Source organism: Stappia sp. TSB10P1A, assembly GCF_900185725.1.
Taxonomy (GTDB): Bacteria; Pseudomonadota; Alphaproteobacteria; order Rhizobiales; family Stappiaceae; genus Stappia.
Map to the genome: position 1 here is coordinate 582,910 of NZ_FYAU01000036.1, position 23,850 is coordinate 606,759.

20 protein-coding genes are annotated in these 23,850 nt (G+C 65.6%); 13 read left to right on the forward strand and 7 right to left on the reverse strand.

Annotated elements, in window-relative coordinates; genetic code table 11:
• Window positions 1-9: 9 nt before the first annotated feature.
• A complete protein-coding gene (locus TSB10P1A_RS21230; protein WP_186389929.1) occupies window positions 10-783 on the reverse strand; it encodes an SDR family NAD(P)-dependent oxidoreductase in 774 nt (257 codons plus the stop codon).
• 211 nt (window positions 784-994) lie between these two features.
• Between TSB10P1A_RS21230 and TSB10P1A_RS21235 the strand changes: the two genes are divergently transcribed.
• Together TSB10P1A_RS21235 and TSB10P1A_RS21240 are read left to right on the forward strand one after the other, a co-directional pair.
• The gene (locus TSB10P1A_RS21235; RefSeq protein WP_186389930.1) at window positions 995-3,334 is read left to right on the forward strand and encodes a bifunctional salicylyl-CoA 5-hydroxylase/oxidoreductase; all 2,340 of its coding nucleotides are present in this window, start codon (window positions 995-997) and stop codon (window positions 3,332-3,334) included.
• A gap of 132 nt (window positions 3,335-3,466) precedes the next feature.
• Entirely contained in the window at window positions 3,467-4,906 is a 1,440-nt protein-coding gene (locus TSB10P1A_RS21240) for a DUF418 domain-containing protein (RefSeq protein WP_186389931.1), read from the forward strand.
• A 26-nt stretch (window positions 4,907-4,932) separates the two neighbouring features.
• Here the strand turns inward: TSB10P1A_RS21240 and TSB10P1A_RS21245 are convergent, their stop codons facing one another.
• Complete coding sequence (locus tag TSB10P1A_RS21245; RefSeq protein ID WP_186389932.1) at window positions 4,933-5,442, reverse strand: hypothetical protein; 510 nt, start codon at window positions 5,440-5,442, stop codon at window positions 4,933-4,935.
• A 273-nt stretch (window positions 5,443-5,715) separates the two neighbouring features.
• Between TSB10P1A_RS21245 and TSB10P1A_RS21250 the strand changes: the two genes are divergently transcribed.
• From TSB10P1A_RS21250 to ilvD, 6 genes are all read left to right on the forward strand, one after another.
• A complete protein-coding gene (locus tag TSB10P1A_RS21250) occupies window positions 5,716-6,882 on the forward strand; it encodes an ABC transporter substrate-binding protein (RefSeq protein ID WP_186389933.1) in 1,167 nt (388 codons plus the stop codon).
• 93 nt (window positions 6,883-6,975) lie between these two features.
• Window positions 6,976-7,899 (forward strand): branched-chain amino acid ABC transporter permease, encoded by a 924-nt coding sequence (locus TSB10P1A_RS21255; protein ID WP_186389934.1) that lies wholly within the window; start codon window positions 6,976-6,978, stop codon window positions 7,897-7,899.
• Between the two features lie 4 nt (window positions 7,900-7,903).
• The gene (locus TSB10P1A_RS21260) at window positions 7,904-8,899 is read left to right on the forward strand and encodes a branched-chain amino acid ABC transporter permease (RefSeq protein WP_186389935.1); all 996 of its coding nucleotides are present in this window, start codon (window positions 7,904-7,906) and stop codon (window positions 8,897-8,899) included.
• On the forward strand, window positions 8,892-9,644 hold the full coding sequence (locus TSB10P1A_RS21265; protein WP_186389936.1) for an ABC transporter ATP-binding protein: 753 nt from the start codon (window positions 8,892-8,894) through the stop codon (window positions 9,642-9,644). The genes TSB10P1A_RS21260 and TSB10P1A_RS21265 overlap by 8 nt, the downstream gene beginning before the upstream one ends.
• Entirely contained in the window at window positions 9,644-10,354 is a 711-nt protein-coding gene (locus tag TSB10P1A_RS21270; RefSeq protein WP_186389937.1) for an ABC transporter ATP-binding protein, read from the forward strand. Before TSB10P1A_RS21265 ends, TSB10P1A_RS21270 begins: the two co-directional genes overlap by 1 nt.
• Before the next feature lie 169 nt (window positions 10,355-10,523).
• Window positions 10,524-12,368 carry a dihydroxy-acid dehydratase gene (gene ilvD, locus TSB10P1A_RS21275; protein ID WP_186389938.1) on the forward strand — a complete coding sequence of 615 codons (1,845 nt, stop codon included), beginning with the start codon at window positions 10,524-10,526 and terminating at the stop codon, window positions 12,366-12,368.
• 168 nt (window positions 12,369-12,536) lie between these two features.
• Here the strand turns inward: ilvD and TSB10P1A_RS21280 are convergent, their stop codons facing one another.
• The 4 genes from TSB10P1A_RS21280 to TSB10P1A_RS21295 form a co-directional block, all read right to left on the reverse strand.
• Window positions 12,537-13,304 carry an SDR family NAD(P)-dependent oxidoreductase gene (locus TSB10P1A_RS21280; RefSeq protein WP_186389939.1) on the reverse strand — a complete coding sequence of 256 codons (768 nt, stop codon included), beginning with the start codon at window positions 13,302-13,304 and terminating at the stop codon, window positions 12,537-12,539.
• A gap of 140 nt (window positions 13,305-13,444) precedes the next feature.
• Entirely contained in the window at window positions 13,445-14,263 is an 819-nt protein-coding gene (locus TSB10P1A_RS21285; RefSeq protein WP_208984525.1) for an MBL fold metallo-hydrolase, read from the reverse strand.
• Window positions 14,264-14,282: 19 nt separating this feature from the next.
• Entirely contained in the window at window positions 14,283-14,741 is a 459-nt protein-coding gene (locus TSB10P1A_RS21290; RefSeq protein ID WP_186389940.1) for a cyclic nucleotide-binding domain-containing protein, read from the reverse strand.
• An 85-nt stretch (window positions 14,742-14,826) separates the two neighbouring features.
• A complete protein-coding gene (locus tag TSB10P1A_RS21295; protein WP_208984527.1) occupies window positions 14,827-17,370 on the reverse strand; it encodes an ATP-binding cassette domain-containing protein in 2,544 nt (847 codons plus the stop codon).
• Window positions 17,371-17,620: 250 nt separating this feature from the next.
• Here TSB10P1A_RS21295 and TSB10P1A_RS21300 point away from each other — a divergent pair, with 250 nt between their 5' ends.
• The 5 genes from TSB10P1A_RS21300 (at window position 17,621) to TSB10P1A_RS21320 (ending at window position 23,278) form a co-directional block, all read left to right on the forward strand.
• Entirely contained in the window at window positions 17,621-18,841 is a 1,221-nt protein-coding gene (locus tag TSB10P1A_RS21300) for a glycosyltransferase family protein (protein WP_186389941.1), read from the forward strand.
• Window positions 18,842-18,909: 68 nt separating this feature from the next.
• Window positions 18,910-20,151 (forward strand): glycosyltransferase family 4 protein, encoded by a 1,242-nt coding sequence (locus TSB10P1A_RS21305; protein ID WP_186389942.1) that lies wholly within the window; start codon window positions 18,910-18,912, stop codon window positions 20,149-20,151.
• 18 nt (window positions 20,152-20,169) lie between these two features.
• Window positions 20,170-21,297: a glycosyltransferase family 4 protein gene (locus tag TSB10P1A_RS21310; protein ID WP_186389943.1), complete on the forward strand. Its 1,128-nt coding sequence runs from the start codon at window positions 20,170-20,172 to the stop codon at window positions 21,295-21,297.
• Window positions 21,294-22,448 carry a glycosyltransferase family protein gene (locus TSB10P1A_RS21315; protein WP_186389944.1) on the forward strand — a complete coding sequence of 385 codons (1,155 nt, stop codon included), beginning with the start codon at window positions 21,294-21,296 and terminating at the stop codon, window positions 22,446-22,448. The genes TSB10P1A_RS21310 and TSB10P1A_RS21315 overlap by 4 nt, the downstream gene beginning before the upstream one ends.
• A complete protein-coding gene (locus TSB10P1A_RS21320; protein ID WP_208987167.1) occupies window positions 22,445-23,278 on the forward strand; it encodes a polysaccharide deacetylase family protein in 834 nt (277 codons plus the stop codon). Before TSB10P1A_RS21315 ends, TSB10P1A_RS21320 begins: the two co-directional genes overlap by 4 nt.
• Here the strand turns inward: TSB10P1A_RS21320 and TSB10P1A_RS21325 are convergent.
• A complete protein-coding gene (locus TSB10P1A_RS21325; RefSeq protein WP_186389945.1) occupies window positions 23,253-23,843 on the reverse strand; it encodes a trans-aconitate 2-methyltransferase in 591 nt (196 codons plus the stop codon). The two genes, TSB10P1A_RS21320 and TSB10P1A_RS21325, sit on opposite strands and share 26 nt — an antisense overlap.
• Between the last annotated feature and the right edge of the window lie 7 nt (window positions 23,844-23,850).

A 23,850-nucleotide genomic window follows, 5' to 3' on the forward strand; every position in this document is an offset into this window, starting at 1 on the left:
CCTCTTCCCTCACATCACCTCGCCGCCGGCGACCGCGATCGCCTGGCCGGTCACGGAACGAGCCGCATCGCCCGCCAGCCAGGCAACCGCGTCGGCCACCTCGTTCGGATCGATCAGCCGTTTCTGCGGATTGTCGCGCACCATGTCGGCGATAATGTCCACCTCCTCGCGGCCAGTCTTCTCACGGATCCGCGCAACGCTCTCGCGCACCAGATCGGTGTCGGCAAAACCCGGACAGACCGCGTTGACGGTCACCCCGGTTTCCGCCGTTTCCAGCGCCAGCGACCGCGTCAGACCGATCACCGCATGCTTGGCGGCCACATAGGCCGAGACGTAGCGATAGCCCTTGAGCCCCGCCGTCGAGGCGACATTGACGATGCGCCCGTCGCCGACCGCGATCATGCCGGGCAGCACGGCGTGGCAGGCGTTCACAATGCTCATCAGATTGACCGAGAACATCCGCTCGAAACGCTCGGGCGGCGTCTTCAGGAAGGGAGAGCTTTCAGCCTGGCCGGCATTGTTGACGAGGATCGCAACGCTGCCGTGCATCTCCTCGCACGCGCGCAGCGCCGCGATCAGCGCGTCCCGGTCGGTGACGTCGGCGACAGCAAAACCGGCCGCTCCGATCTCGCGCGCCGTCTGCTCCGCCCGCACGGCATTTCGCCCGAGGATGGTGACGGTTGCGCCGTCGGCGATCAGCCGGCGGGCGATCGCAAGCCCGATCCCGCGCGTTCCCCCGGTCACCAGGGCGTGACGGCCGTGCAATGGAGCCTCTTTCGCCATGCCTCTCCCCGAACCTTTCTCCGGTCGGCGCCGCGCCACCAGAACGGCGTTGCGTCGCGAATTATTTTAAGCTTAAAATATCTGCGAGGGGGACGCAAGCGCATCGATGCGGCGACCCGAGATCGGCGGCACGCCGGCCTGTCGGGAGGCCTGCGAGGCTTGGCCGGCGGCGATGTCCCGCAAACCGAACACGACAGGGAAGGATCTGGTCATGCGTATCGAGGTCATCGGCGGCGGCCCGGCGGGGCTCTATTTCGCCATCCTCATGAAGAAGGCGCGCCCGTCGGCCCGCATCACCGTGCATGAACGCAACAGGCCAGACGACACGTTCGGCTTCGGCGTCGTGTTTTCCGATCAGACCCTTGAGACCTTCGAGAAATACGATCGCGAGAGCTATCGCGCCATCACCGAGAACTTCGCCTATTGGGATGACATCGCGATCCACTACAAGGATGCGAGCTTCCGGATCGGCGGCAACGGGTTCTGCGGCTGCTCCCGGCGCACGCTGCTGCTGCTGCTGCAGGAGCGCGCCCGCGAACTCGGCGTCGAGATGCACTTCCAGGCCGAGGTTCCGGGCATCGAGCAATTCCCCGACGCAGACCTGATCGTCGCCGCGGACGGCATCAACTCGGCAGTGCGCGAAGCCCATCGCGACCACTTCCGCCCCTCGGTCGACCTGCGCCCGAACAAGTTCACCTGGATGGGCTCCACCAAGCCGCTCGACGCCTTCACCTTCTATTTCAAGGAGACCGAGCACGGCATCTTCATCGCCCACACCTATCAGTACGAGCCGGGCCGCTCGACCTGGGTCCTGGAGACCGATCCGGAGACGTTCGGGAGGGCCGGCATCGGAGCGATGTCGGAGCAGGAGTCGGCCGACTTTCTCGAAGGCGTGTTCGCGCAAGAGCTCGACGGCCACAAGCTGCTGATCAACCGGTCGATGTGGCGCAACTTTCCGATGATCCGCAACGCCCGCACGACGATGGACAATGTGGTTCTGCTGGGCGATGCCAAGTCGACGGCGCATTTTTCCATCGGGTCCGGCACCAAGCTTGCCATGGAAGACGCCATCGCGCTCTACGAGAGCGTGATGCGCAAGCCGACCATTGCCGACGCGCTTGCCGATTTCGAGGACACGCGCCGCGAGGAGGTGGAGAAGACCCAGCATGCGGCGGACGTGTCGCTCGTCTGGTTCGAGCATGTGAAGCGCTACTGGCACATGGATCCGGTCACCTTCGCCTTCGGCGTGATGACCCGCTCCAAGGCGATCACCTATGACAATCTGGAACTGCGCGCGCCTGACTTCGTCGACGCCGCGGCTCGTGCCTTTGCGGAGAAGGTCAAGGCGTCCGGGCTCGACGTCGACACGCAGCGCCCGACGGTTCCCGCCTTCCAGCCGCTGCGCCTGCGCGAGATGCAGGTCTCGAACCGCTTCGTCGTCTCGCCGATGTGCATGTATTCCGCCATCGACGGCATGCCCCAGGACTTCCACCTCGTCCACTACGGCTCGCGCGCCATGGGCGGTGCCGGCCTCGTCTTCACCGAGATGACCTGCGTGTCGCCGACCGCGCGGATCACTCCGGGCTGCGCCGGCCTTTGGACCGACGAGCAGCAGGTCGCATGGACGCGCATCGTCGACTTCGTCCATGCGCAGTCGGATGCGAAGATCTGCCTGCAGCTCGGCCATGCCGGGCGCAAGGGTGCCTCGAAGCTGATGTGGGAGGGCATGGACCGGCCGCTGCCCGCGACCGAGGCCTGGCCGATCCTGTCGGCGTCCGCCCTGCCCTATTATCCCGAGAGCCAGACGCCGAAGGCGATGGACCGGGCCGACATGGATGCGGTGAAGGCGGATTTCGTTGCCGCCGTCGAGCGGGCGATTGCCTGCGGCTTCGACATGATCGAGCTGCACTGCGCCCATGGCTATCTGCTGGCAAGCTTCCTGTCGCCGGTCACCAACCAGCGTGACGACGCCTATGGCGGCTCCATCGAGAACCGGTTGCGTTACCCGCTCGAGGTGTTCGAGGCGATGCGTGCGGCCTGGCCGAAGCACAAGCCGATGTCCGTGCGCGTCTCGGCGACCGACTGGATCGAGGGTGGCATCACCGGCGACGACAGTGTGGTGATCGCCCGCGCCTTCGCCCAGGCTGGCGCCGATCTCATCGATGTCTCCACCGGCCAGACCAGCCCGGAAAGCTCGCCGGTCTACGGCCGCATGTACCAGACGTCCTTCTCCGACCAGATCCGCAACGAGGCGGGCATCGCCACCATGGCGGTCGGCGCCATCACCTCGGCGGACCAGGCCAACACGATCCTGGCCGCCGGCCGCGCCGATCTGATCGCGCTGGGGCGGCCGCATCTCGCCGACCCCGCCTTCACCTTGCGCGCGGCGGGCGACTACGGCGTGGGCGACATCTTCGCTCCGAAACAGTACCAGCCGGGCAAGTTCCAGCTCCTGCGCAACGCGGAGCGGGCTCGCGAGGAATTGAAGGAACTGAAGCTCAAGGCGAAGCCGAAGACCCACAACCCGGCCTATCGCGAAGCCGCGGAATAGGGCGCAAAATCGGCAACTCTCTCCGGGGCGCGTGCTGCTGCGGCAGGGCGCGCCCCGTGCAATCGCGCTTGTGCGACTCTGCGTCCGGGAGTAAGCATTCCGCCAATACGTCTTCTTTCCGGACATTCACACGTGGATCAACGCATCCGTCGGACCAGCGCCGACACGGTCGCAAGCGCGTCCGCGTCGAACAGGCTGGTTGTGCTGGACGCCCTGCGCGGCCTTGCGGCCCTCGGCATCCTGTGGCGCAACATCTTCGTTTTCGGCATGCCCACCGTCGCCTTCGCCCTGCCGGAAGAGTGGGGGGCGACGGTCGTCGCCAATGTCGCGTCGTGGTTGTTCGTCGTCATCTTCGTCGACGGAACCATGCGCGGCCTGTTCTCGCTGATCTTCGGGGCGACCGCGATCCTGCTGATGGAGCGTCATGCCAGCGCGCCTGGCGGGCTGCTGGCGGCAGATCTCTATTTCCGCCGGCTGATGTGGCTGATCGTCTTCGGCATCGTTCACGGCTATCTGCTGCTGTGGCCACACGACGTTCTCTACGTGTACGGCATTCTGGGGATGTTCCTGTTCGTCTTCCGGAACGTCTCGGGCCGGACGCTCCTCGCCATCGCGCTGGTGATCTTCGTTGCTTCCTCCCTCAAGGACGGGACCGGCCTGTCGCTGGACCGCATCTCAAGCGATGCCTTCGAGGCGGCGCAGAGCGAGCAGGCGGCCTCCCGCAGCGAGACCGAGACGTCCGAGACCCCGGCGGATTCCTCCGGGAGCTCGCAACCGCAGGAAGACAGCCGGCTCGAAAGCCAGGCTGCCGAAAGCCAGGATGGCGAAGACCAGGACGACGCCGCTCGCCAGGAGGCCGAGGAAGAAGCGGCCATGTTCGACGAGCTTGAGCGTATGGCTCTGGCAGAGATGGACGAGCGCCTCGCCAGCTATACCGAAGTCGTGCGCAACCTTGCTCCCGAAACCTTCCAGGAACAGACCACGCTGTTCTTCAGCGATCACATCCTCGATGTCGGCGCGATGATGTTCTTCGGAATGGCGCTCTACCGTCTCGGAGCCTTTTCGGGCCGCTGGAAATCATCACACTATGCGATGATGACCGTCGCGGGCCTGTGTGGCGGGGCGCTCGTCGGCTTCCTTGTCCATGGCACCAGCGCTGTTCCCGGCTTCGAGAACTGGTCCATCGGCTCCTGGGACGCCTATCTCTACAATCTCCGAAGGTTGCTGATCGGGCTGGGCCTGATCGGGCTCGTCAACCTGCTCGTGCGGCGAGCCGCCGGACAGTCGCTGCTGTCTCCCTTCGTCGCCGTCGGGCGCATTCCGCTCACCACCTATATCGGCCAGACGGTCATCTGCGTGCTGCTCTTCTATGGTTTCGGCTTCGGCCTGTTCGGGTCGATGGAGCATCACCAACTGCTTCTGGTCGCTCTTGCCATCAACGCGGCGCAGATCGTCTTCGCCCTTGCCTGGCAGCGCAGCGGCCGGCAGGGACCGATGGAATGGCTGCTGCGCTGGCTGACCCAGAAGGGGCCGGTTCCTCCCACCGACGCGGGACCCGAGCACAGGGGCTGACAGACGGGGCTGACAGACGGGGGCGGTCAGTCGCAGTCGCGGCGCGATGAGACGGCAGGGCCGCCCGACTGCCCGCTTCCGGTGACGACGCCAGTGGAGCGGCATCGCTCCCGGCGGGTCAGCGGCCGGGCTTCGCCGGCCATGCAGGCCGCGTAGGCCCTGTCGAACGCGGCCTGCCAGGCTGCGGCATCGACATGCCCCACCCCTTCGAGCGCGGCAATGCCCGCAGCGGTGCGCGCACCGCGCGCGGCGCCGTCCGGGCTCCAGCCGGTGCCGCGCCGGTCCCGCCCGGCAAGCCCGCCGACGATGGCGCCCTCGATGCCGGCAGCCGCCACGTCGCCTGCATGGGGGCCTCTCGGCGTGTCTCGGTCGGCAAAATCCGAAGCAATCTCGACACAGGCCTGCGACCGCGATGTGTCGACAGGCTCGGGACCGGAATCGGCCCGCGTCTCGAACGCTACCAGCAGCCCGCAGACGCACAGGGCGACGGCACACCGTCCAGGTGTTTCCAGCCAGACCGATCCCGTTCGCGTCATCGCGCCCTCCCCTTCCGAGCAGGCCGATCGCGCGCAGCGCGCCCATCGCCGCCGGAAAACTCCCCTCAACCTATTCGGTTTCCGCTTTCCACATGCTTAACTTCACCGTCCGTGCAAGACGGGGCTTCACAGAGGAAATATTTTAGGCTTAAAATATTTCCAGCCGCCGGGAGAGCGGAAGCGGCAAACCCGCCGCGATAACGACGATATGCCATCCAGATGCACGCACGGACCAGACGGTCTGGCTGCGGGCGGTCCTGAGGGGAGACTATGATGAAGCGTATGTTGACGGCGGCAGTCGCCGCTGCGGCTCTTGGCCTGACCGGTCTGGCCGCCCAGGCCGAAAGCCTGAAAATCGGATTCCTCGCCACCTTGTCCGGACCGCCGGCTGCCCTCGGCGAGCACATGCGCGACGGCTTCCTGCTTGGCGTGAAGCAGGCCGGTGGCAAGCTTGGCGGCCTCGACACCGAGGTCCTCGTCGTCGACGATGAGTTGAAGCCCGACGCGGCGCTGACCAAGGTACGGGGCCTGATCGAACGCGACCAGGTCGACATCCTCGCCGGCATCGTGTTCTCCAACGTGATGATGGCCGTCTACAAGCCGATCATCGATTCCGAGACGATCTTCGTCGGCAGCAACGCTGGCCCGTCTCCGATCGCCGGCAAGGCCTGCTCGCCCTACTTCTTCACCACGTCCTATCAGAACGACCAGAACCATGAGGCGATGGGCAAGTATGCCGAGGATGCCGGCTACAAGCGCATGATCATCATGGCGCCGAACTATCAGGCCGGCAAGGACTCGCTGGCGGGCTTCAAGCGCTACTTCAAGGGCGAGGTCGTCGATGAGATCTACACCCAGCTCGGCCAGCTCGACTTCTCGTCGGAGCTGACCAAGATCGCCGCCGCCAAGCCGGACGCCGTTTTCGTGTTCATGCCGGGCGGCATGGGCGTCAACCTCGTCAAGCAATATGCCCAGGCGGGTCTGGCCGGTCAGGTGCCGTTCCTCTCCGCCTTCACCGTCGACGAGACGACGCTGCCGGCGACCCAGGACACCGCGCTCGGCCTCTTGTCTGGCGCTCAGTGGGCACCGAACCTCGACAACGAGGCCAATAAGGCCTTCGTCGCGGCCTTCGAGCAGGAATTCGGCTATGTGCCGTCCATCTATGCCTCGCAGGGCTATGACGCAGCGCGCCTCATCGACGGCGCTCTCAAGCAGGCCGGCGGCAAGGCCGACAAGGCCAAGCTGATGGCCGCCATGAAGGATGCTCCGTTCGAAAGCGTGCGCGGTGACTTCAGCTTCAACACCAACAACTTCCCGATCCAGGATGTGTATGTGGTGAAGGCCGTCAAGCGCGAGGACGGCAAGTATGCGACCGAAACCGTCGAAAAGGTCTTCGACGACAAGGTCGATGCCTATGTCGGCGAGTGCGCAATGAACTGACGCCCTTCCCGCCGGGGCCCGTGCACGCCCCGGCGGGACCTTCGCCCCATAACCTCCCATCGCAATGCTTGCGCAACCGACGAGGCCGGTCCGTTGAGCGCCACCCTTCTTGCCGTCCAGACGCTGAACGGCCTGCAACTCGGTATCCTGTTGTTCCTGATCGCCGCGGGCCTGACACTGGTCTTCGGTGTCATGGATTTCATCAATCTGGCGCATGGCGTGCAATACATGCTCGGCGCCTATCTGGCGGTTGCCGGCTATGGCATCACCGGAACGTTCTGGGGGGCGCTGCTGCTGGGCCTGCTGGGCGCACTCATTGTCGGGCTGGTCCTTGAACTGCTGGTTTTTCGGCATCTCTACGACCGGGATCACCTCGACCAGGTGCTGGCAACCTTCGGCATCATCCTGTTTCTCAACGAGGCGGTTCGCGCCATCTGGGGCTCGACACCGCTGACCCTGCCGATGCCGGATATCCTCAGCGGGTCCTTCGAGCTGATGGACGGGCTGCGCTATCCTGTCTACCGCATCGCGCTCATCGCCGCCGGCCTGCTGGTGGCCGCCGTGCTCTACGTGCTCGTGACCCATACCCGCGCCGGAATGCTGGTGCGCGCAGGTGCCACCAACGCGCCGATGGTCGCCGCGCTCGGCGTCGACATCCGCCGCCTGTTCATGCTGGTCTTCGGCTTCGGCACGATGCTCGCCGGTTTCGCCGGCATTCTCGCCGCGCCGATCCTCGTCGTCGAACCGGGCATGGGCGACAATCTGCTGATCCTTGCCTTTGTCGTCATCGTCATCGGCGGCATCGGCTCGATCCGTGGCGCCTTTATCGCCGCTCTGATCGTCGGCCTCGTCGACACGCTGGGGCGCGGGTTCGCGACCGATATCGCCAGACTGGTGATGTCTCCCTCGGCCGCCAATGGCGTCGGACCGGCCATTGCATCGATGCTGATCTATGTCCTGATGGCCGCCGTCCTGTTCTTCCGGCCGACCGGCCTGTTCCCGGCGCGTGGAGGCTGACCCGATGACCGCAAGCTCCTCCGCCGAGGCCGCAACGGCTGCTCTGTCCCCAGCGCCGCGGCGCTCCCGCGAGACGCTGATCGCCGCCATCGCCTTCCTGCTCTTCGCGGCGCTGCCGCCGGTGGCGAGCGCGATGAACGACACCTTCCTCGTCTTCTTCGCGATCCGGGTGATGGTGTTCGCGATCGCCGCCGTCAGCCTCTCGCTGATCCTCGGCTTCGGCGCCCTGGTCAGCTTCGGTCATGCGGCCTATCTCGGCCTCGGCGCCTATTCGGTGGCGATCCTGGCCGAGCACGGCTATTGGGACGTGACGATATCCCTGCCGGTGACGCTGCTTGTCTGCGGCCTCTTCGCTGCCGTCACCGGCGCGATCAGCCTGAAGACCCGCGGCGTCTACTTCATCATGATCACCCTTGCCTTCGGGCAGATGGCCTATTACACGGCGACATCGCTCTCCGCCTATGGCGGCGACGACGGGCTGACCATGTGGGGACGCACGGAGATCTTCGGATCCTCCGTCCTCGGTGACAGGACGACTTTCTATTATGTCGTGCTCGGCGTCCTTTTGCTCAGCTACGTGGTTGCCCGGATGATCGTCGCATCGCGCTTCGGCCGCGTGCTGCAGGGCGCCAAGCAGAGCGAGATGCGCCTGCGCGCCATCGGCATCGATCCCTACTGGTACCGGCTCGTTGCCTATGTGATCGCCGGGATGATGGCCGGCCTCGCCGGCGCGCTGCTTGCCAACGCGGCGGAGTTCGTGTCACCGGCCTACATGTCCTGGCATCGCTCCGGCGAACTCATCGTCATGGTTGTGCTGGGCGGCCTCGGCTCACTTGCAGGCTCCATCGTCGGCGCGGCGACCTTCCTAGTGCTGGAGGAGGTGCTGGCGCATTTCACCGAACACTGGCGGCTGATCTTCGGGCCGCTGCTCGTGCTGGTCGTGCTGTTCGGCAAGGGCGGTCTGACGGCAATGCTCGGGGGAGGACGCAAGAATGGCTGACCCGATCCTGCAGCTTCAGGACCTGACCAAGGCCTATGGCGCGCTCAAGGTCACCGATCACGTCTCGCTCGACGTGCTGCCCGGCGAGATCCACGCGGTGATCGGTCCGAACGGTGCCGGCAAGACGACATTGATCGGCCAGATCTCCGGTTCGCTGCGCCCCGACGGCGGCAGCATCCGCTTCGCCGGCGAGGATGTCACCCATCTGCCGATGCATGCGAGGGCGCGCGCTGGTCTCGCCCGCTCGTTCCAGATCACCGAAATTCTGCCCGCCTTCACGGCCCGCGAGAACGTCGCGCTGGCGCTGCAGGCGAAACAGGGTCACTCCTTCCGCTTCCTGCGCAATGTCTCGCGCGACCGCGACCTCAACGAACGTGCCCTCGCCTGCCTTGCCGAGCTCGGCCTTTCCCAACGCGCGGACCTGCCCGCCGGCATCCTGTCGCATGGCGAGAAGCGAGCGCTGGAGCTCGCCATCGCCATGGCCTGCGAACCGAAGCTGCTGCTTCTCGACGAGCCGATGGCCGGCACGGGACGCGAGGAAACCGACCGCCTGGTCGAGGTGCTCGGCCAGCTCAAGGGCCGATACGCCATGCTCCTGGTCGAACATGACATGAGCGCCGTCTTCGCGCTGGCCGACCGGATCTCGGTCCTCGTCTATGGACAGATCATCGAGACGGGCACCCCGGAGCAGATCCGCGCCAGCGCCAAGGTGCGGGAAGCCTATCTCGGCGAGGAGGCCGCCTGATGACCGATCTGCTGGAACTGGACGGCATCGAGGCCGCCTATGGCGCGGCAAAGGTGCTGTTCGGCATGAGCTTCACCGTCGGCACCGGCGAGGTCGTCACCCTCATGGGCCGCAACGGCATGGGCAAGACGACCACCATCCGCACGCTGATGGGGATGATGGCGGCGAGCAGCGGAAAGATCCGCTTCGAGGGCAAGGACATGACCGGCGCCCCTTCCTACCGTATCGCGCAGTGCGGGCTGGGTCTGGTGCCGGAAGGCCGGCAGGTGTTTCCGACCCTGTCGGTCGAGGAGAATCTGGTCGCCACCGCCGCCAACCGCTTCGGCGCGGCGCCGGGCTGGTCCCTGTCGCGGGTCTACGAGTTCTTTCCCCGATTGAAGGAGCGGCGCGCCAACATGGGCAACCAGCTCTCCGGCGGCGAGCAGCAGATGCTGGCCATCGGTCGCGCGCTGATGACAAACCCGAAGCTCCTCATTCTCGACGAGGCGACCGAGGGACTGGCGCCGCTGATCCGCGCCGAGATCTGGAGTTGCCTCGAGCGGCTCAAGAGCGAGGGACAGTCAATCCTCGTCGTCGACAAGAATGTCGAGGCGCTGGAGTCACTCGCCGACCGGCATGTGGTGGTCGAGAAGGGCCAGGTTGCCTGGAGCGGCACGAGCGCCGAGCTGAAGGCCGATCCGACGATCCTGGAGCGCTATCTCAGCGTGTGAAAATCGCAGACTTCAGCCAATGCGAGAGATCAGGGCGTCCCATCCGGCACCCTTGCGCGCAATGCATGGCCGCATCGCAAGCCCGTCCCGCAATTTCCTTGCGTCGGCGGTCCCGATCCCGTACCCCATCCTTCCGAACGAATAGTCATACGAACTGATCGAGGCGAGCATGCCGACTTACCGGTCCAGAACCACCACCCACGGACGCAACATGGCGGGCGCGCGCGGCCTTTGGCGCGCCACCGGCATGAAGGACGGAGATTTCGGCAAGCCGATCATTGCCGTCGTCAATTCCTTCACCCAGTTCGTTCCCGGTCACGTGCATCTGAAGGACCTCGGCCAGCTCGTTGCCCGCGAGATCGAGGCAGCCGGCGGTGTCGCCAAGGAGTTCAATACGATCGCCGTCGACGACGGCATCGCCATGGGCCATGACGGCATGCTCTACTCGCTGCCCTCGCGCGAGATCATCGCCGACAGCGTCGAATATATGGTCAATGCGCATTGTGCCGATGCCATGGTCTGCATCTCCAACTGCGACAAGATCACCCCCGGCATGCTGATGGCCGCCATGCGGCTCAACATCCCGGCGGTGTTCGTCTCGGGCGGACCGATGGAGGCCGGCAAGGTGCGGCTTGCCGACGGCAAGGAACGCCGTCTCGACCTTATCGATGCCATGGTGGCCGCCGCCGACGACAATGTTTCGGACGAGGACGTCCAGGTCATCGAGCGCTCGGCCTGTCCGACCTGCGGCTCCTGCTCCGGCATGTTCACCGCCAACTCGATGAACTGCCTCACCGAGGCGCTCGGCCTGTCGCTGCCCGGCAACGGCTCGACGCTCGCCACCCATGCGGACCGCAAGCGCCTGTTCGTCGAAGCCGGCCACCTGATCGTCGACATCACCCGCCGTCACTACGAGCAGGACGATGCCAGCGTGTTGCCGCGCTCGATCGCCAACCGTCAGGCCTTCCACAACGCCATGTCGCTGGACATTGCCATGGGCGGTTCGACCAACACGGTGCTGCATCTGCTGGCGGCCGCCCGCGAGGGCGAGATCGACTTCACCATGGCCGATATCGACAAGCTGTCGCGCAAGGTTCCGGTGCTCTGCAAGGTCGCCCCGTCCGTATCGCATGTCCACATGGAGGACGTGCACCGGGCCGGCGGCATCATGGGAATTCTCGGCGAACTCGACCGCGCCGGCCTGATCGATACCTCGCTGCCGATGGTCCATGCGGCGAGCGTCACCGACGCCCTTGAACGCTGGGACGTGAAGCGCACCAGCAGCCAGAGCGTCCACGACTTCTTCCGCGCCGGTCCGGCGGGTATCCCGAGCCAGACCGCCTTCTCGCAGGATTGCCGCTATGACAGCGTCGACACCGACCGGGAGACGGGCGTCATCCGCTCAAAGGAGCACGCCTATTCCCAGGATGGTGGCCTCGCCGTTCTCTATGGCAACATCGCTCGCGACGGCTGCATCGTGAAGACCGCCGGCGTCGACGACTCGATCCTCAAGTTCACCGGCCGCATCCGCATTTTCGAGAGCCAGGACAGCGCCGTGAATGCCATCCTGACGGGCAAGATCGAGGCCGGTGACGTGGTGTTGATCGTCTACGAAGGGCCGCGCGGCGGCCCCGGCATGCAGGAGATGCTCTACCCGACCAGCTACCTGAAGTCGAAAGGCCTCGGCAAGAAATGCGCCCTCGTTACCGACGGACGCTTCTCCGGCGGCACGTCCGGCCTGTCGATCGGCCACGTTTCGCCGGAAGCGGCGGAGGGCGGCGAAATCGGCCTGGCGCAGGAAGGCGACACGCTCGAGATCGACATCCCGAACCGGACGATCCACCTCGCCATCTCGGACGAGGAGATGGCGCGTCGACGGGCGGAGATGGAAGCCAGGGGAGCGGATGCCTGGAAGCCGAGAGAGAAGCGTACGCGCAAGATCTCGACGGCGCTGAAGGCCTATGCACTGCTTGCGACCTCCGCCGCAGAGGGCGCTGTGCGCCGGATCGACTGAGCCGCCAGTTGCTGAATACCAAAAAAACCGGCCGCCCATTGGGCGGCCGGTTTCATTTTGTGCGCATGAATACGGTGCCAACCATCTAAGGCACTTGCGCATCAGCGCGGTGCATCTTGCTGGCACTTGCGCATCAGCGCGGTGCGGCTCCTTGCTGGCACCTGCGCATCAGCGCGGTGCCATGCGGATCGCACCATCGAGACGGATCGTCTCGCCGTTCAGCATCGGGTTCTCGCAGATCGCCGCAACGAGGTCGGCATATTCCGACGGGCGACCGAGGCGCGAGGGGAACGGTACCTGCTGGCCGAGCGAATCCTGCACGTCCTGAGAAAGGCCGAGCAGCATCGGCGTCTCGAAGATGCCCGGTGCGATGGTCATGACGCGAATACCGGACTTCGACAGGTCACGGGCAATCGGCAGCGTAGAGGCTGCGACACCGCCCTTGGAGGCGGCGTAAGCGACTTGGCCGATCTGGCCGTCGAACGCTGCCACCGAGGCCGTGGAGACGATGACGCCGCGCTCGCCATCGGCCGTGATCGGATCGAGTTCCACCATTGCCGTCGACGAATGGGCGATGCAGCGGAACGTGCCGACGAGATTGACGGCGATCACCTTCTCGAACATGTCGAGCGGGTGCGGTTCGCCGCGCGACGTGGTCTTGGCCACCGGTGCGATGCCCGCGCAGTTGACGAGAATACGCTCGACACCGAAATGCCCGCGAGCGGCGGCAAAGCCGGCCTTGACGCTGTCATTGCTGGTCACGTCCACCGCGACGAAGGCGCCGCCGATCTCCTTGGCGATCGCCTCGCCCTGCTCCACATTCATGTCGAACAGCGTGACCTTGACACCGGCAGCCGCCAGACGGCGAGCGGTTGCAGCCCCGAGCCCCGACGCACCACCCGTTACGACGGCGGCAATTCCCTGCCCAAGCTTCATGTTCACTCCCTGATTGCATCGGAGCGCCGCGCACTCCCTGACCGTTTTGGTGAGCAACAGGTGGCAGGAAGCAGACGGGCGGTCAAGCGCCTGAAAACCATGACCTAACGTCACGTCGACCCCGGAGGATCGTCTGCCCGTCAGGGAGTGATCACCATGCCTTCCCGCCCGACCACGACGCCCGGATGCCGGTGCGCGGCCTGCTCGCCGATCGCATCCAGAGCATCGTCCGACCGTCGCGGGTCGTGGTGATGCAGAACAAGCTGCGAGACCCCGGCCTCCAGGGCCAGTTCCACTCCCTTCTGCCAGGTGGAGTGTCCCCAGCCGACGTAACGGGGATATTCCTCATCCGTATACATGGCGTCGTAGATCATGACGTCCGCGCCCTCGACAAAACGGCGCACGGCGCGATCGATCTCCGCATCGCCATGCTCGTGGTCGGTGATCACGCAGATCGTCTTGCCGCCGTAGGCGATCCGATAACCTGTCGCTCCGCCCGGATGGTTGAGGGCAATCGTCGTCAGGCGGGCCGCCCCCTTGCGCTCGACCTCGCCGCCGGCCCGGAAATTGCGAAACGTCACGGCGCGCAACGTATTGGCGGCAACGGGAAAGATCGGTGGCGACATGATCCGGCAGATGATGTCCATCAGTCCGGAACTGTCGGCGAAGTGCCCGGCCCAGGCATTGATGGAGAACCGGTCGTCATAGGCAGGGGTAAAGAAGGGCAGTCCGCAGATATGATCGAGATGGGTATGCGTGAAGAAAAGATCATACTCGGCAGGCGGACGGGCATGCATTTCCAGACCCAGATTGCGCGCACCGGAGCCGCAGTCGATCAGGAAGGTGTCATCGCCGGCATGGATCTCGAAACAGGTCGTCTCGCCGCCGTAGCGGAGCGTCGAGGGGCCCGGCGTCGGCGTCGAACCGCGCACGCCCCACAGCTTCAGCGAAAGGGTCACAGAAAGGCCATCCCCGTCTTCACGCCGCAGCACCCGAGGACTGCAATGCGACAAGATCCTGCGTGGTGCGGTCCAGGCGTTTCGCAAGCGTTCGCATCACTTCAAGCGACATATCCGGGAACTCCTTGAGGAGACGGAGGAAATCGTCCTTCGAGACGGTCAGGACGTCCATCTCCCTGATGGCGACGACCGTGGCCGTGCGGGGAACGTCGCACAGGATCGCGATCTCGCCAACTATGGAATTCTCGCCGAGCCTGGCGACCGTGCGCTCGCCGTCAGGCGTGTTTACCCGTACTTCCACCTCTCCTTCCAGGATGATGAAGGCAGAATCGCCGTCATCCCCCTGGTCGCACAGATGCTCGCCGGGCGCGAAGCGGGAGCGATCGGAGATGAAGGCCAGGAGCCTCAGCTTGGTTGCATCGATGCCGCGAAACAGCGGCACGCGCCGCAACGCATCGACTTCCGCGTCAAGGGTCACGTGTCCTCCTTCGGGAGTTCGACCGGCTGTGCGCCGGGCGCCTCCGCATTCAGGTTCGGGAATTTCGCGCAAGGATATCGATGCTTCATGACGCACCTTCCTCGTCGACGATACGTCCCTGTTGCATGACGATACTATGGGGGAATTCCGCCGCCACGTTCAAATTCGGCGCCCCGAACAGCAGCATTCGCCCATCGAGCGCCTTGCGAAGGGATGCGCGCAGGGCCCGGTCATCTTCGCTGCCGCTGCTCACGGTATCGTCGAGAATGGTGATGGCAGCGTTCTTCATCAGCGCCCGCACCAGCGCGACGCGGCGCCGCTGCCCGGTGGAGAGGCGCGACCCGGCGACGCCGACATGGAAATCGAGGCCCGCGCGCACGATCGGCCGGCGCAGATCCATCTCATCGACAATGGTGCGGATCAGGCCGTCGATCTTCTCTCGGGCATCGCGCCGGTCGACACGCGGGCGACCGAACAGCAGATTGTCCTCGATCGACATGGGAGCGATGAACTTGTCCCTGTCGAACACCACGAAGCGACTCTGGTCGCCATTGAGACGCGTGTGGAAGGCGGCGCGTGCGGCAACGATCTCCGCTCGAATATCATCGTCGACCACACCGAGGCGATGCCGCGCCGGGATCAGCTTGAATGCCAGGCCGATCAGTCGCTCCTTGTCCGGATCGCGCAACTGGCCCTTGCCCGTTTCCGAGCGGGCGGCACGCACGATGCGATCGAACTCCGGCAACTCGTCGGGTGTGATGAACGAGTAGTCCCCGAGCAGGCCCGAATCGTCGCTGACATTGGCGAAGAGTTCGACCATGGTGCCGGCGATCTTCAGACCGATCTCGACCAGCCGATCCCGCAATCCGGTCTCCCGAAGCGCCGCGGCGACGTCGGGATCGGCAGCCAGGGTGTCGATCCCCAAAGCCGGATCGACCGGCATCGCAAAAAGCAGGTTCTCGGCCACCGTGGCCGAATTGTTGAACTTGCCGACATCCCAAAGCTCGACCATGGCAGCCAGCCGACCGTCGCCGGCCACCCGATCGGCGAGCGCCCGGCGGACCATCAGCACCCGCTCGGCGAACTCCGGATACCGTGCCGGATCGATCGGAGACTGCAGGCCCATCCGGAACACATCCGCGGCAAGGCCCGTCATTTCGATCAGTTCGAGAGCGCGCGCGTCGAGCGCATCGACCGATTCGACGCCCGCCGCCTCCAGGTCCTCCCACTCGGCCTCCACGTCATAGTCCGGGTTCTGGGTGGCTTGCGCCTCCACCAGCCTGCGGGCGTGTTGTGCCTTCTCGCTTCCTGTCCGCTCGGGCGGGCGCAAGGGGCGATGACGCAGACCGTAGACGATGTTGTCGCGCACCGTGCCGGTCCATACATGCACCGACGGTCCGACGAAGGCGATCTGTCGCCCAAGCACGGCCTCGCTCAAGTTGTCGAGGTTCTGACCGCCGATCTCCACGCGCCCGCTCGTGGCGCCGAGCAGCCCCGCGGCCAGTTGCAGAACCTCGGAGCGCCCGGATCCGTCCGGGCCGACCACGGCGGCATGGGCGCCCTCCGGCACCGTCAGCGACACGTCGAAGACCTCCTGCCCCGCCGCCCCGCCGGAGAAACTGACGCCGCGCATCACGAGATCGCCGGACAGACGCATCCCCTCCGCCTCGCCGGTCAGCCGGGTCACCGGATAGATGTCCGCGGGATCGAAATTCTCCACGACGGTCTGGTACTTCACGTCCACATCGGCGACCATCTGGTAATAGGCCAGCAGTTCCTTCCAGGGTCCGGCAAGATCCTTGTATGCGGCGATCACCGCCAGCAGCGCACCGATGGACAGATCTCCCTCGATCACCAGCCAGCCGCCGATCAGGTAAAATAGGAACGGGGTCAACTGGTTCATGAAGTTGTTCAAAAACTTGATAAAATACTTCCAATTGAAGATCTGGAATCTGATCTTGTAGTTTGCGTAGAGCCTGTCTGACAGATCCGCCGAGTGCCAGGCGGATGCATCATTGGCATGGATTTCGGAAACACCGCCAATGCTCTCACCGATCTTGTCGGCGATCACCCGAACATTGCGCACGCGCTTGCGCGACAGCACGATGACCTTGCGCTGCAGCTTCGGGATCACATAGGCCTGCATGGGATAGGAGGAGACTGCGGCCAATCCGAGCAGCGGGTCCTGCATGAAGATGAAGCCGATCTGGACCGCCAGCATGCCGCCCTGATAGGCGGGCAGGGCCACGGCTTCGCCGATGAAACCGCCGACATCCTCCACTTCCGAGGTGATCATCGGAATGATCTCGCCGGAACTGACCTTCTTGAAGTGCGGCAGACGAAACCGAAGGACGCGCTGGAACAGTTCGAAGCGCAGTCGGCGCAGCATGCGCTCGCCCAGTCGCCCCTTGTAGACATTCAGGGCGAGCTTGATGCCGTTCGACAGCACCACCAGTCCAAGAAACGCGAGGCAGAGAATGACCAGATAGGACAACTGGTCGAATTCCAAGCCCCACAGATCTCGGGGAAAATTCTCTCCCTGGATGGCGTCGTTGACGATGAGCTTGGGCAGTTCCAGCAGCACATAGGTGACCGGATAAGCTATCACCGTGATCAGCAGGATCGTCATCTGCTGAGGGGCACTGTATCGCCAGATGAATTTGAAAAGGCTTTTTTCCATGATCAATCGCGGTATCGTGTCGCGGGCCTGTTTCAACATCCGGCGCGTTTCCCGCGCATCATAACGTGGAGCGCCAAAACCGCCACAAGTAACAAGAGCCCCCGCCCTTGCATCCTCACCAATCGGAAGCTAGAGAAGGACGGACGATGGGGGAGCGTGGTCGTGCCGCAGTACCGACGCGCTGACCGAATGGGTAGGCATGACCAATAGCGCCCCGAAAGTGCTGATCTACAGCCATGACTCCTTCGGGCTCGGTCACCTGCGACGGTGCCGGACAATAGCACACGCCCTCACCCGCCGGTTTACCGACATGTCGGTGCTGATTCTGTCCGGCTCTCCGATCATCGGCAGCTTCGAATTCCGCTCCCGCGTCGACTTCGTCCGGATTCCCGGCGTCATCAAGTTGCGCAACGGGGAATACACGCCGCTGTCGCTGTCGCTCAATATCGAGCATATCCTGGCGATCCGGACCTCCATCATCGAGCATACGGCGAACGTCTTCGATCCAGACATCCTGATCGTCGACAAGGAGCCCTTGGGGCTGCGCGGCGAGATCCTCGGCACGCTCGAAATGCTGAAGGAGCGCGGCAACACCCGCCTGATCCTCGGCCTGCGCGACGTGATGGACGATCCGACGGTGCTGCGCGAGGAGTGGACGCGCAAGAATGTCGATCCGGCGCTGGAGCGCCTTTACGACGAGATCTGGATCTATGGCCCGCCGGACCTGCACGATCCGCTGGCCGGCATGGGCCTGTCTCCCAATGTCCATGCCAAGGCAGTGAACACCGGCTACCTGCGGCGCGATGTGCCTGCCGATGCCCGCATCACCGAGCCCCTCCCCTTCGACGACGAGCCCTATATTCTGGTCACGCCAGGTGGCGGCGGCGACGGTGTCGAACTGGTCGACTGGGTCATGCGGGCCTACGAGTCGCGTGCTCAACCCCTGTTCCCGGCGCTGATCGTGCTCGGCCCCTTCATGCCCGCCCAGGCGGCAGCGGAATTCCAGGCCCGCGCCGAGAACCTGCGCGACGTTCACATCCTGCGCTTCCTGCCGACGATCGAACCCTATATGGCCGGAGCCAAGGCAATTGTCGGGATGGGCGGCTACAACACGTTCTGTGAGATCCTGTCCTTCGACAAGCCGACGCTGCTCGTACCTCGCGTGGTCCCCCGCCGCGAGCAGTCGATCCGTGCCACCCGAGCCGAAACCATCGGCCTGCTGCGGGTTCTGCCGATCGACGACTATCCGGATGTCGACAAGATGATCGATGCCCTGGTCGAACTGCCCTGGCTTGCGCCTCCCTCGACCGCCGGAATAGACAATCTGCTCGGCGGGCTCGACGTGATCGGCGACCGGGTCGAGCGGATCCTCGCGGAACGCGCCGCCCCCCTCAGGGAACTGGCGGCCGTCCGCGCCTGACGCCCCGGCCAGCAACCCGCTACGGCACGCCTATCAGTCGCGCCCTGCTTTCAGGACTCTTGCCACGCATGTCTCGTATCGCCGTCGTCGTCAAAGGCTATCCACGTCTGTCGGAGACCTTCATCGCGCAGGAGATCCTCGGCCTCGAGCGCCGGGGCATCGGCCAGTTGATCGTGGCGCTGCGCCAGCCCTACGACCCCTTCATTCATGAGGTGCACCGGCAGATTTCCGCGGAAGTCCTGTATCTTCCCGAATATGTGAAGGACGACCCCGCCCGTGTCGCCAGGGCGAAACGCTGGGCGGCGCGGCAGCCGACCTACCAGGCGGCCCATGCCCTGTTCATGGCGGACTTCGCCCGCGAGCCGAACGCCAACCGCCAGCGCCGTTGGGCCCAGGCCTGCGTCTTTGCGCATGAACTCCCCCAGGACGTCGTCTGGATCCATACCCACTATCTGCATACGCCCTGTTCGGTCTCGCGCTATGCGGCTCATCTTTCGGGACGCGGCTGGTCGTTCTCCGCCCATGCCAAGGACATCTGGACCAGCGAGGAGTGGGATCTCAGGGTGAAGCTGGACGATGCCGCCTGGGGTGTCACCTGCACCCGCGTCAATCTCGACCATCTGCGGTCCTTGTGCGCGCAGCCGGACAAGCTGGAACTGGTCTATCACGGGCTTGATTTCTCCCCCTTTCCCAGCAGAAAGGCCTATGGCGCGGGCGATGGCCGGGAGAACGGTCCCGTGCGGCTCCTGTCCGTCGGCCGGGCGGTGGAAAAGAAGGGGTATGACGACCTGCTGAGGGCGCTCGCCCGGTTGCCGGCGGGGCTCGATTGGCATTTCGAGCATATCGGCGGCGGCGAACAGGCAAAGCGCCTGGCCGAACTGGCGCAGAGCCTCGGCGTGTCGGACCGTGTCACCTGGCACGGGGCGCGGCCACGCGAGGATGTGATCGCGGCGGCAGGGCGCGCGGACCTTTTCGTCCTCGCCTCGAAAGTGGCGAAATCCGGCGACCGGGACGGCCTGCCCAACGTCCTGATGGAAGCACAGGCGATGGGCCTGTGCTGCCTCGCCACCGACGTCTCGGCGATCCCCGAACTCATCCGCGATGGCGAGACGGGGGCCCTGGTGCCGCCGGGAGATGTCGCGGCCCTCAGCGCGGCGCTGGCGGAGCTGATCGGAGATCCCGCGAGACGGGAGCGTCTCGGACGGGCGGCGTCGAGCGACGTCCGTCGGCGTTTTTCCACAGATCCGGGCATCGACCGGCTGGCGGCTCGCTTTGCTCCCCTGCTCCAGGATCGGGCCCGCGCCTCGTAAGGTGGAAGGAAGACCGCCATGCGCATCGCCTTCACCGCCCCGATGAAGCCTCTCGACGATCCGGTGCCCTCCGGCGACCGGACTATGGGGCGGTTGATCGTGAAGGCACTCGAGGCGGCCGGGCACGAGGTCGAGACCGCCACCCGATTCCGCGCCTGGCGGGCGACAGGCGACGTCGGCGCACAAAAGGAGGTGGAGCGGGCCGCCCTTGCCGAAGCCGAGCACGTGGCGGGCGCCTGGCGATCGCGCGGTTACCGGCCCGACCTGTTCCTGACCTATCACCTTTACCACAAGGCCCCCGACTGGATCGGGCCGGCCATCGCGGCAGAGTCCGGCATTCCCTATGTCGTCATCGAGGCAAGCCGCGCGCCGAAGCGCAGGACCGGCGAGTGGGCCCACGGCTTTGCCGCCGCCGACGCGGCGCTCGCCCGCGCCGACATGGTGGCGGCGCTGCACCGGGCGGATCGCCAGTGCCTCGCCGACGTCGTTCCTCCGCACCGGCTTGCCGTGCTTGCCCCCTTCATCGATGCCGCCCCCTTCCTGCGAGCCGAGCGCAAGCCCCGGTACACCGGCGAGCCGCTGCGACTGCTCGCCATCGGCATGATGCGCGAGGGGGCAAAGCTCGCCTCCTATCGTGTGCTCGCCGAAGCGCTGGACCGGCTCCCGGCCAGCCTCCGCTTCACCCTCACCATTGCCGGCGACGGCCCGGGCCGTGCCGAGGTCGAGGCGCTTCTCTCCCGCCATCCGGTCACCTTCACGGGCACCCTTGCACCGGAGGACATTCCCGCTCTTTGCGCCGCGCATGACATCTTCGTCTGGCCGGCGATCCGCGAGGCTTTCGGCCTCGTCTTCCTGGAGGCGCAGGCGGCCGGCCTTGCCATCGTCGGCGGTGATACGTTCGGGGTGCCCGACATCGTCACCCATGGCCGCACGGGTCTGCTGTCTGCCGAGGGAGACGCTGTCGCCTTTGCCGCCAACCTCGCCGCTCTGCTCTCCCACCCAGAACGCGCGGCGGCAATGGGGGCGGCGGCGCGAGGCCACATCCGCGCCGATCACGACCTGGCAAGCGGCGCCGGACGTCTCGACGCCCTCCTGAGCCGAGCCTTGCGCAACTTCGCCGGCCGCGCTACCGCTTCGCCGCAATGACACGATCCGCCTTCATCCATGTCCAGCACCTGCTCGGCACCGGCCATGCGCTGCGTGCCGCAGCCATCGGCCGCGCCCTTGCCGCGCGCGACATATCGGTGACGCTGGCCACCGGCAATCACCTGCCGCCGCTGCTGGACACGTCCGGTCTGAAGATCGTCCAACTGCCCCCTGTCCGGGCGCTCGATGCCCGCTTCAAGACCTTCCTGACGCCGGATGGGCAGGAAATTGACCAGGAGTGGAAGGAGGCCCGCACAAAGGCGACGCTGGACGCCTTTCGGGCCCGGCCGTTCGACCTGCTGCTGACCGAAACCTGGCCCTTCGGACGACGCCCCTTCGCATTCGAGATGCAAAATCTGGTCGATGCCGCCAGGGCGCTGCCGCGCCCTCCGCTGATTGCCGCGTCGATCCGCGATATTCTCGTGCGCAAGCAGGAGATCTGGAAGGAGGAGGAGATGGCCGAGCGGGCGCTGGCTGCCTACGATCTCGTCCTCGTCCATTCCGATCCGGCCTTCATCCGGCTGGAGGACAGCTTTCCCTTCACGGATCGCGTTGCGCATCTGTTGCGCTATACCGGCTTCGCCGAGACCGGTTCCGACAGCCCGCAAGCACCCGGCGACGACGGCCTGGACGAGGTCATCGTCTCCTGCGGCGGCGGCGCCGTGGGGATCGAGCTTCTCAGGGCGGCGCTTGCGGCGCGCGCCCTTTCCCGAAGCGCGGGCGACTGCCGCTGGCGGCTGCTCGCCGGCCACGACATCGACACGACCACCCTCGCCGCCCTCGCCGCCCAGGCCGGCGACGGGATAGTGGTCGAACGGGCGCGCAGGGACTTCCCCTCGCTGCTTTCGCGGGCGCGCCTCTCGATCAGCCAGGCCGGCTACAACACCGTGCTCGACATTCTCCGGGCCGGGGTGCCCAGCGTCCTCGTGCCGTTCGCGCAGATCAAGGAGACCGAGCAGCAGCAGCGGGCCGACGCCCTGGTGCAGCATGGCCGCGCCGTTGCCATTCCCGAAAAAACGCTGACGCCGGCCGCACTGGCACAAGCGGCCGACGAGGCGATCACCCTGCCCCGCCGTGACATCGCGGTTCGCTTCGGGGGCGCCGAGGCGGCAGCCGACATCCTCGCGCAGGCCCTCGAGGCACGCGGATGAGCGAGGCTGCCATGGGCGACGATCCCGACTTTCTGGCCTATCGCGACGGCCTCAATCGCCATCTCGACTGGTTCGCGGAGCGCGGCCTGGCGGTGCCCGTCTGGTGGCGCGACGATGATGCGGTGGAGCCGACGCCGGCGCTGGAGCGGTTGCTCCGGATCGCCAACACCTGCGAGATCGAGGTCGCGCTTGCCGTCATTCCGGCGAATGCGACCGAAGCCCTTGCCGGGCGGCTCGCCGGCGAGCGCTTCGCGTCCGTCCTGCAGCATGGCTACGAGCACCGCAATTTTCAGGACAAGTCGCGAGGCGAGAAGGCGGCGGAGTTCGGCCGGCGCCGCGATCCGGATGAGGCGATCGCGCTGATCCGGCGCGGCAGGCAGCGGCTGGACGAACTGTTCGGCGCGCGCTTCGTTCCGATCATGGTGCCGCCGTGGAACCGGATCGCGCCGCGCATCTCCGCCCGCCTCGGCGAGGCCGGGCTTCACGGTCTGTCGACCTTCACCCAATTCCACCCGCGCGCACTCGTCCAGGTGCAGACGCATGTGGACATGATCAAGTGGAAGAAGGAGCGCCGTTTCATCGGCTGGCGGTCGGCGTCCTTGCGCTTCGACTACCATCTGGCGCGGCGGCGCACCAATGCGTCGGAGCCGCTCGGCATCCTCTCCCATCACCTCGCGCAGACCGACGCCTGCTTCGAGTTTCTGGAGAGGACCTTCGCCCTCCTGCGGGCGCATCCCGGCGCCCGCCTTACCCGCATATCGGACCTGCTCGACGAAGAGCGTGCGGCGCGCGGCCTTGCTGCCGTCAGCCGGCCGGCCGGAGCAACCTGAGCCGCCAGGTGACGTTCTTCTTGTCCGAGGTCAGGCGGTAGTCGTCGAGCACTTCCCAGTCCGGCCCATCGGTCGCTTCCCACAGGCGGGCGATCAGGCGGTTGGCGCCCGACTCCAGTCGCTTGGGCGAGTACATCGACACGGCGATGACCCCGTCCGGCGCCAGGAACGGCACATAGCGCGCCACGGCGGCGGCCGGATCGTCGGAAAAGTGCAGCACCTCGTTGAAGACGATGGCGGAAAACACCTCGTCCTTCTCCGGCGCGAACGTATGCAGGTCGCCCGCGCGCAGCGAAGCGATCTCGGGATCCACATTGGCGATGCCGAGCGCTGCCGGCGCCAGATCGACGCCGACATAGCGGCGGATGCCCATCGGCTGCAGCCGCTCGTACAGCAGCCCCTCGCCGCAACCGATATCCAGCACCTTGTCGAGTGATCCGTTCAGCGCCAGCCACATGCCGATGATGCCGTAGCGGCCGCTCTCCGGCAGGTCGCGCAGGAAAGACCAGCGCCCGCGCCGATACTCCTCGTCCCAGCCATCGGCGGTCGATGCGTTCTTGGACATGCCTTGT

Excerpts from the sequence above, each read along its gene's own strand:
- TSB10P1A_RS21305 (WP_186389942.1), top strand. The coding sequence starts at position 18,910 with ATGTCTCGTATCGCCGTCGTCGTCAAAGGCTATCCACGTCTGTCGGAG.
- TSB10P1A_RS21230 (WP_186389929.1), bottom strand. The coding sequence starts at position 783 with ATGGCGAAAGAGGCTCCATTGCACGGCCGTCACGCCCTGGTGACCGGG.
- TSB10P1A_RS21280 (WP_186389939.1), bottom strand. The coding sequence starts at position 13,304 with ATGAAGCTTGGGCAGGGAATTGCCGCCGTCGTAACGGGTGGTGCGTCG.
- TSB10P1A_RS21265 (WP_186389936.1), top strand. The coding sequence starts at position 8,892 with ATGGCTGACCCGATCCTGCAGCTTCAGGACCTGACCAAGGCCTATGGC.
- TSB10P1A_RS21235 (WP_186389930.1), top strand. The coding sequence starts at position 995 with ATGCGTATCGAGGTCATCGGCGGCGGCCCGGCGGGGCTCTATTTCGCC.
- TSB10P1A_RS21320 (WP_208987167.1), top strand. The coding sequence starts at position 22,445 with ATGAGCGAGGCTGCCATGGGCGACGATCCCGACTTTCTGGCCTATCGC.
- TSB10P1A_RS21295 (WP_208984527.1), bottom strand. The coding sequence starts at position 17,370 with ATGACGATCCTGCTGATCACGGTGATAGCTTATCCGGTCACCTATGTG.
- TSB10P1A_RS21260 (WP_186389935.1), top strand. The coding sequence starts at position 7,904 with ATGACCGCAAGCTCCTCCGCCGAGGCCGCAACGGCTGCTCTGTCCCCA.
- TSB10P1A_RS21270 (WP_186389937.1), top strand. The coding sequence starts at position 9,644 with ATGACCGATCTGCTGGAACTGGACGGCATCGAGGCCGCCTATGGCGCG.
- TSB10P1A_RS21315 (WP_186389944.1), top strand. The coding sequence starts at position 21,294 with ATGACACGATCCGCCTTCATCCATGTCCAGCACCTGCTCGGCACCGGC.
- TSB10P1A_RS21245 (WP_186389932.1), bottom strand. The coding sequence starts at position 5,442 with ATGACGCGAACGGGATCGGTCTGGCTGGAAACACCTGGACGGTGTGCC.
- TSB10P1A_RS21250 (WP_186389933.1), top strand. The coding sequence starts at position 5,716 with ATGAAGCGTATGTTGACGGCGGCAGTCGCCGCTGCGGCTCTTGGCCTG.
- TSB10P1A_RS21325 (WP_186389945.1), bottom strand. The coding sequence starts at position 23,843 with ATGTCCAAGAACGCATCGACCGCCGATGGCTGGGACGAGGAGTATCGG.
- TSB10P1A_RS21300 (WP_186389941.1), top strand. The coding sequence starts at position 17,621 with ATGACCAATAGCGCCCCGAAAGTGCTGATCTACAGCCATGACTCCTTC.
- ilvD (WP_186389938.1), top strand. The coding sequence starts at position 10,524 with ATGCCGACTTACCGGTCCAGAACCACCACCCACGGACGCAACATGGCG.
- TSB10P1A_RS21310 (WP_186389943.1), top strand. The coding sequence starts at position 20,170 with ATGCGCATCGCCTTCACCGCCCCGATGAAGCCTCTCGACGATCCGGTG.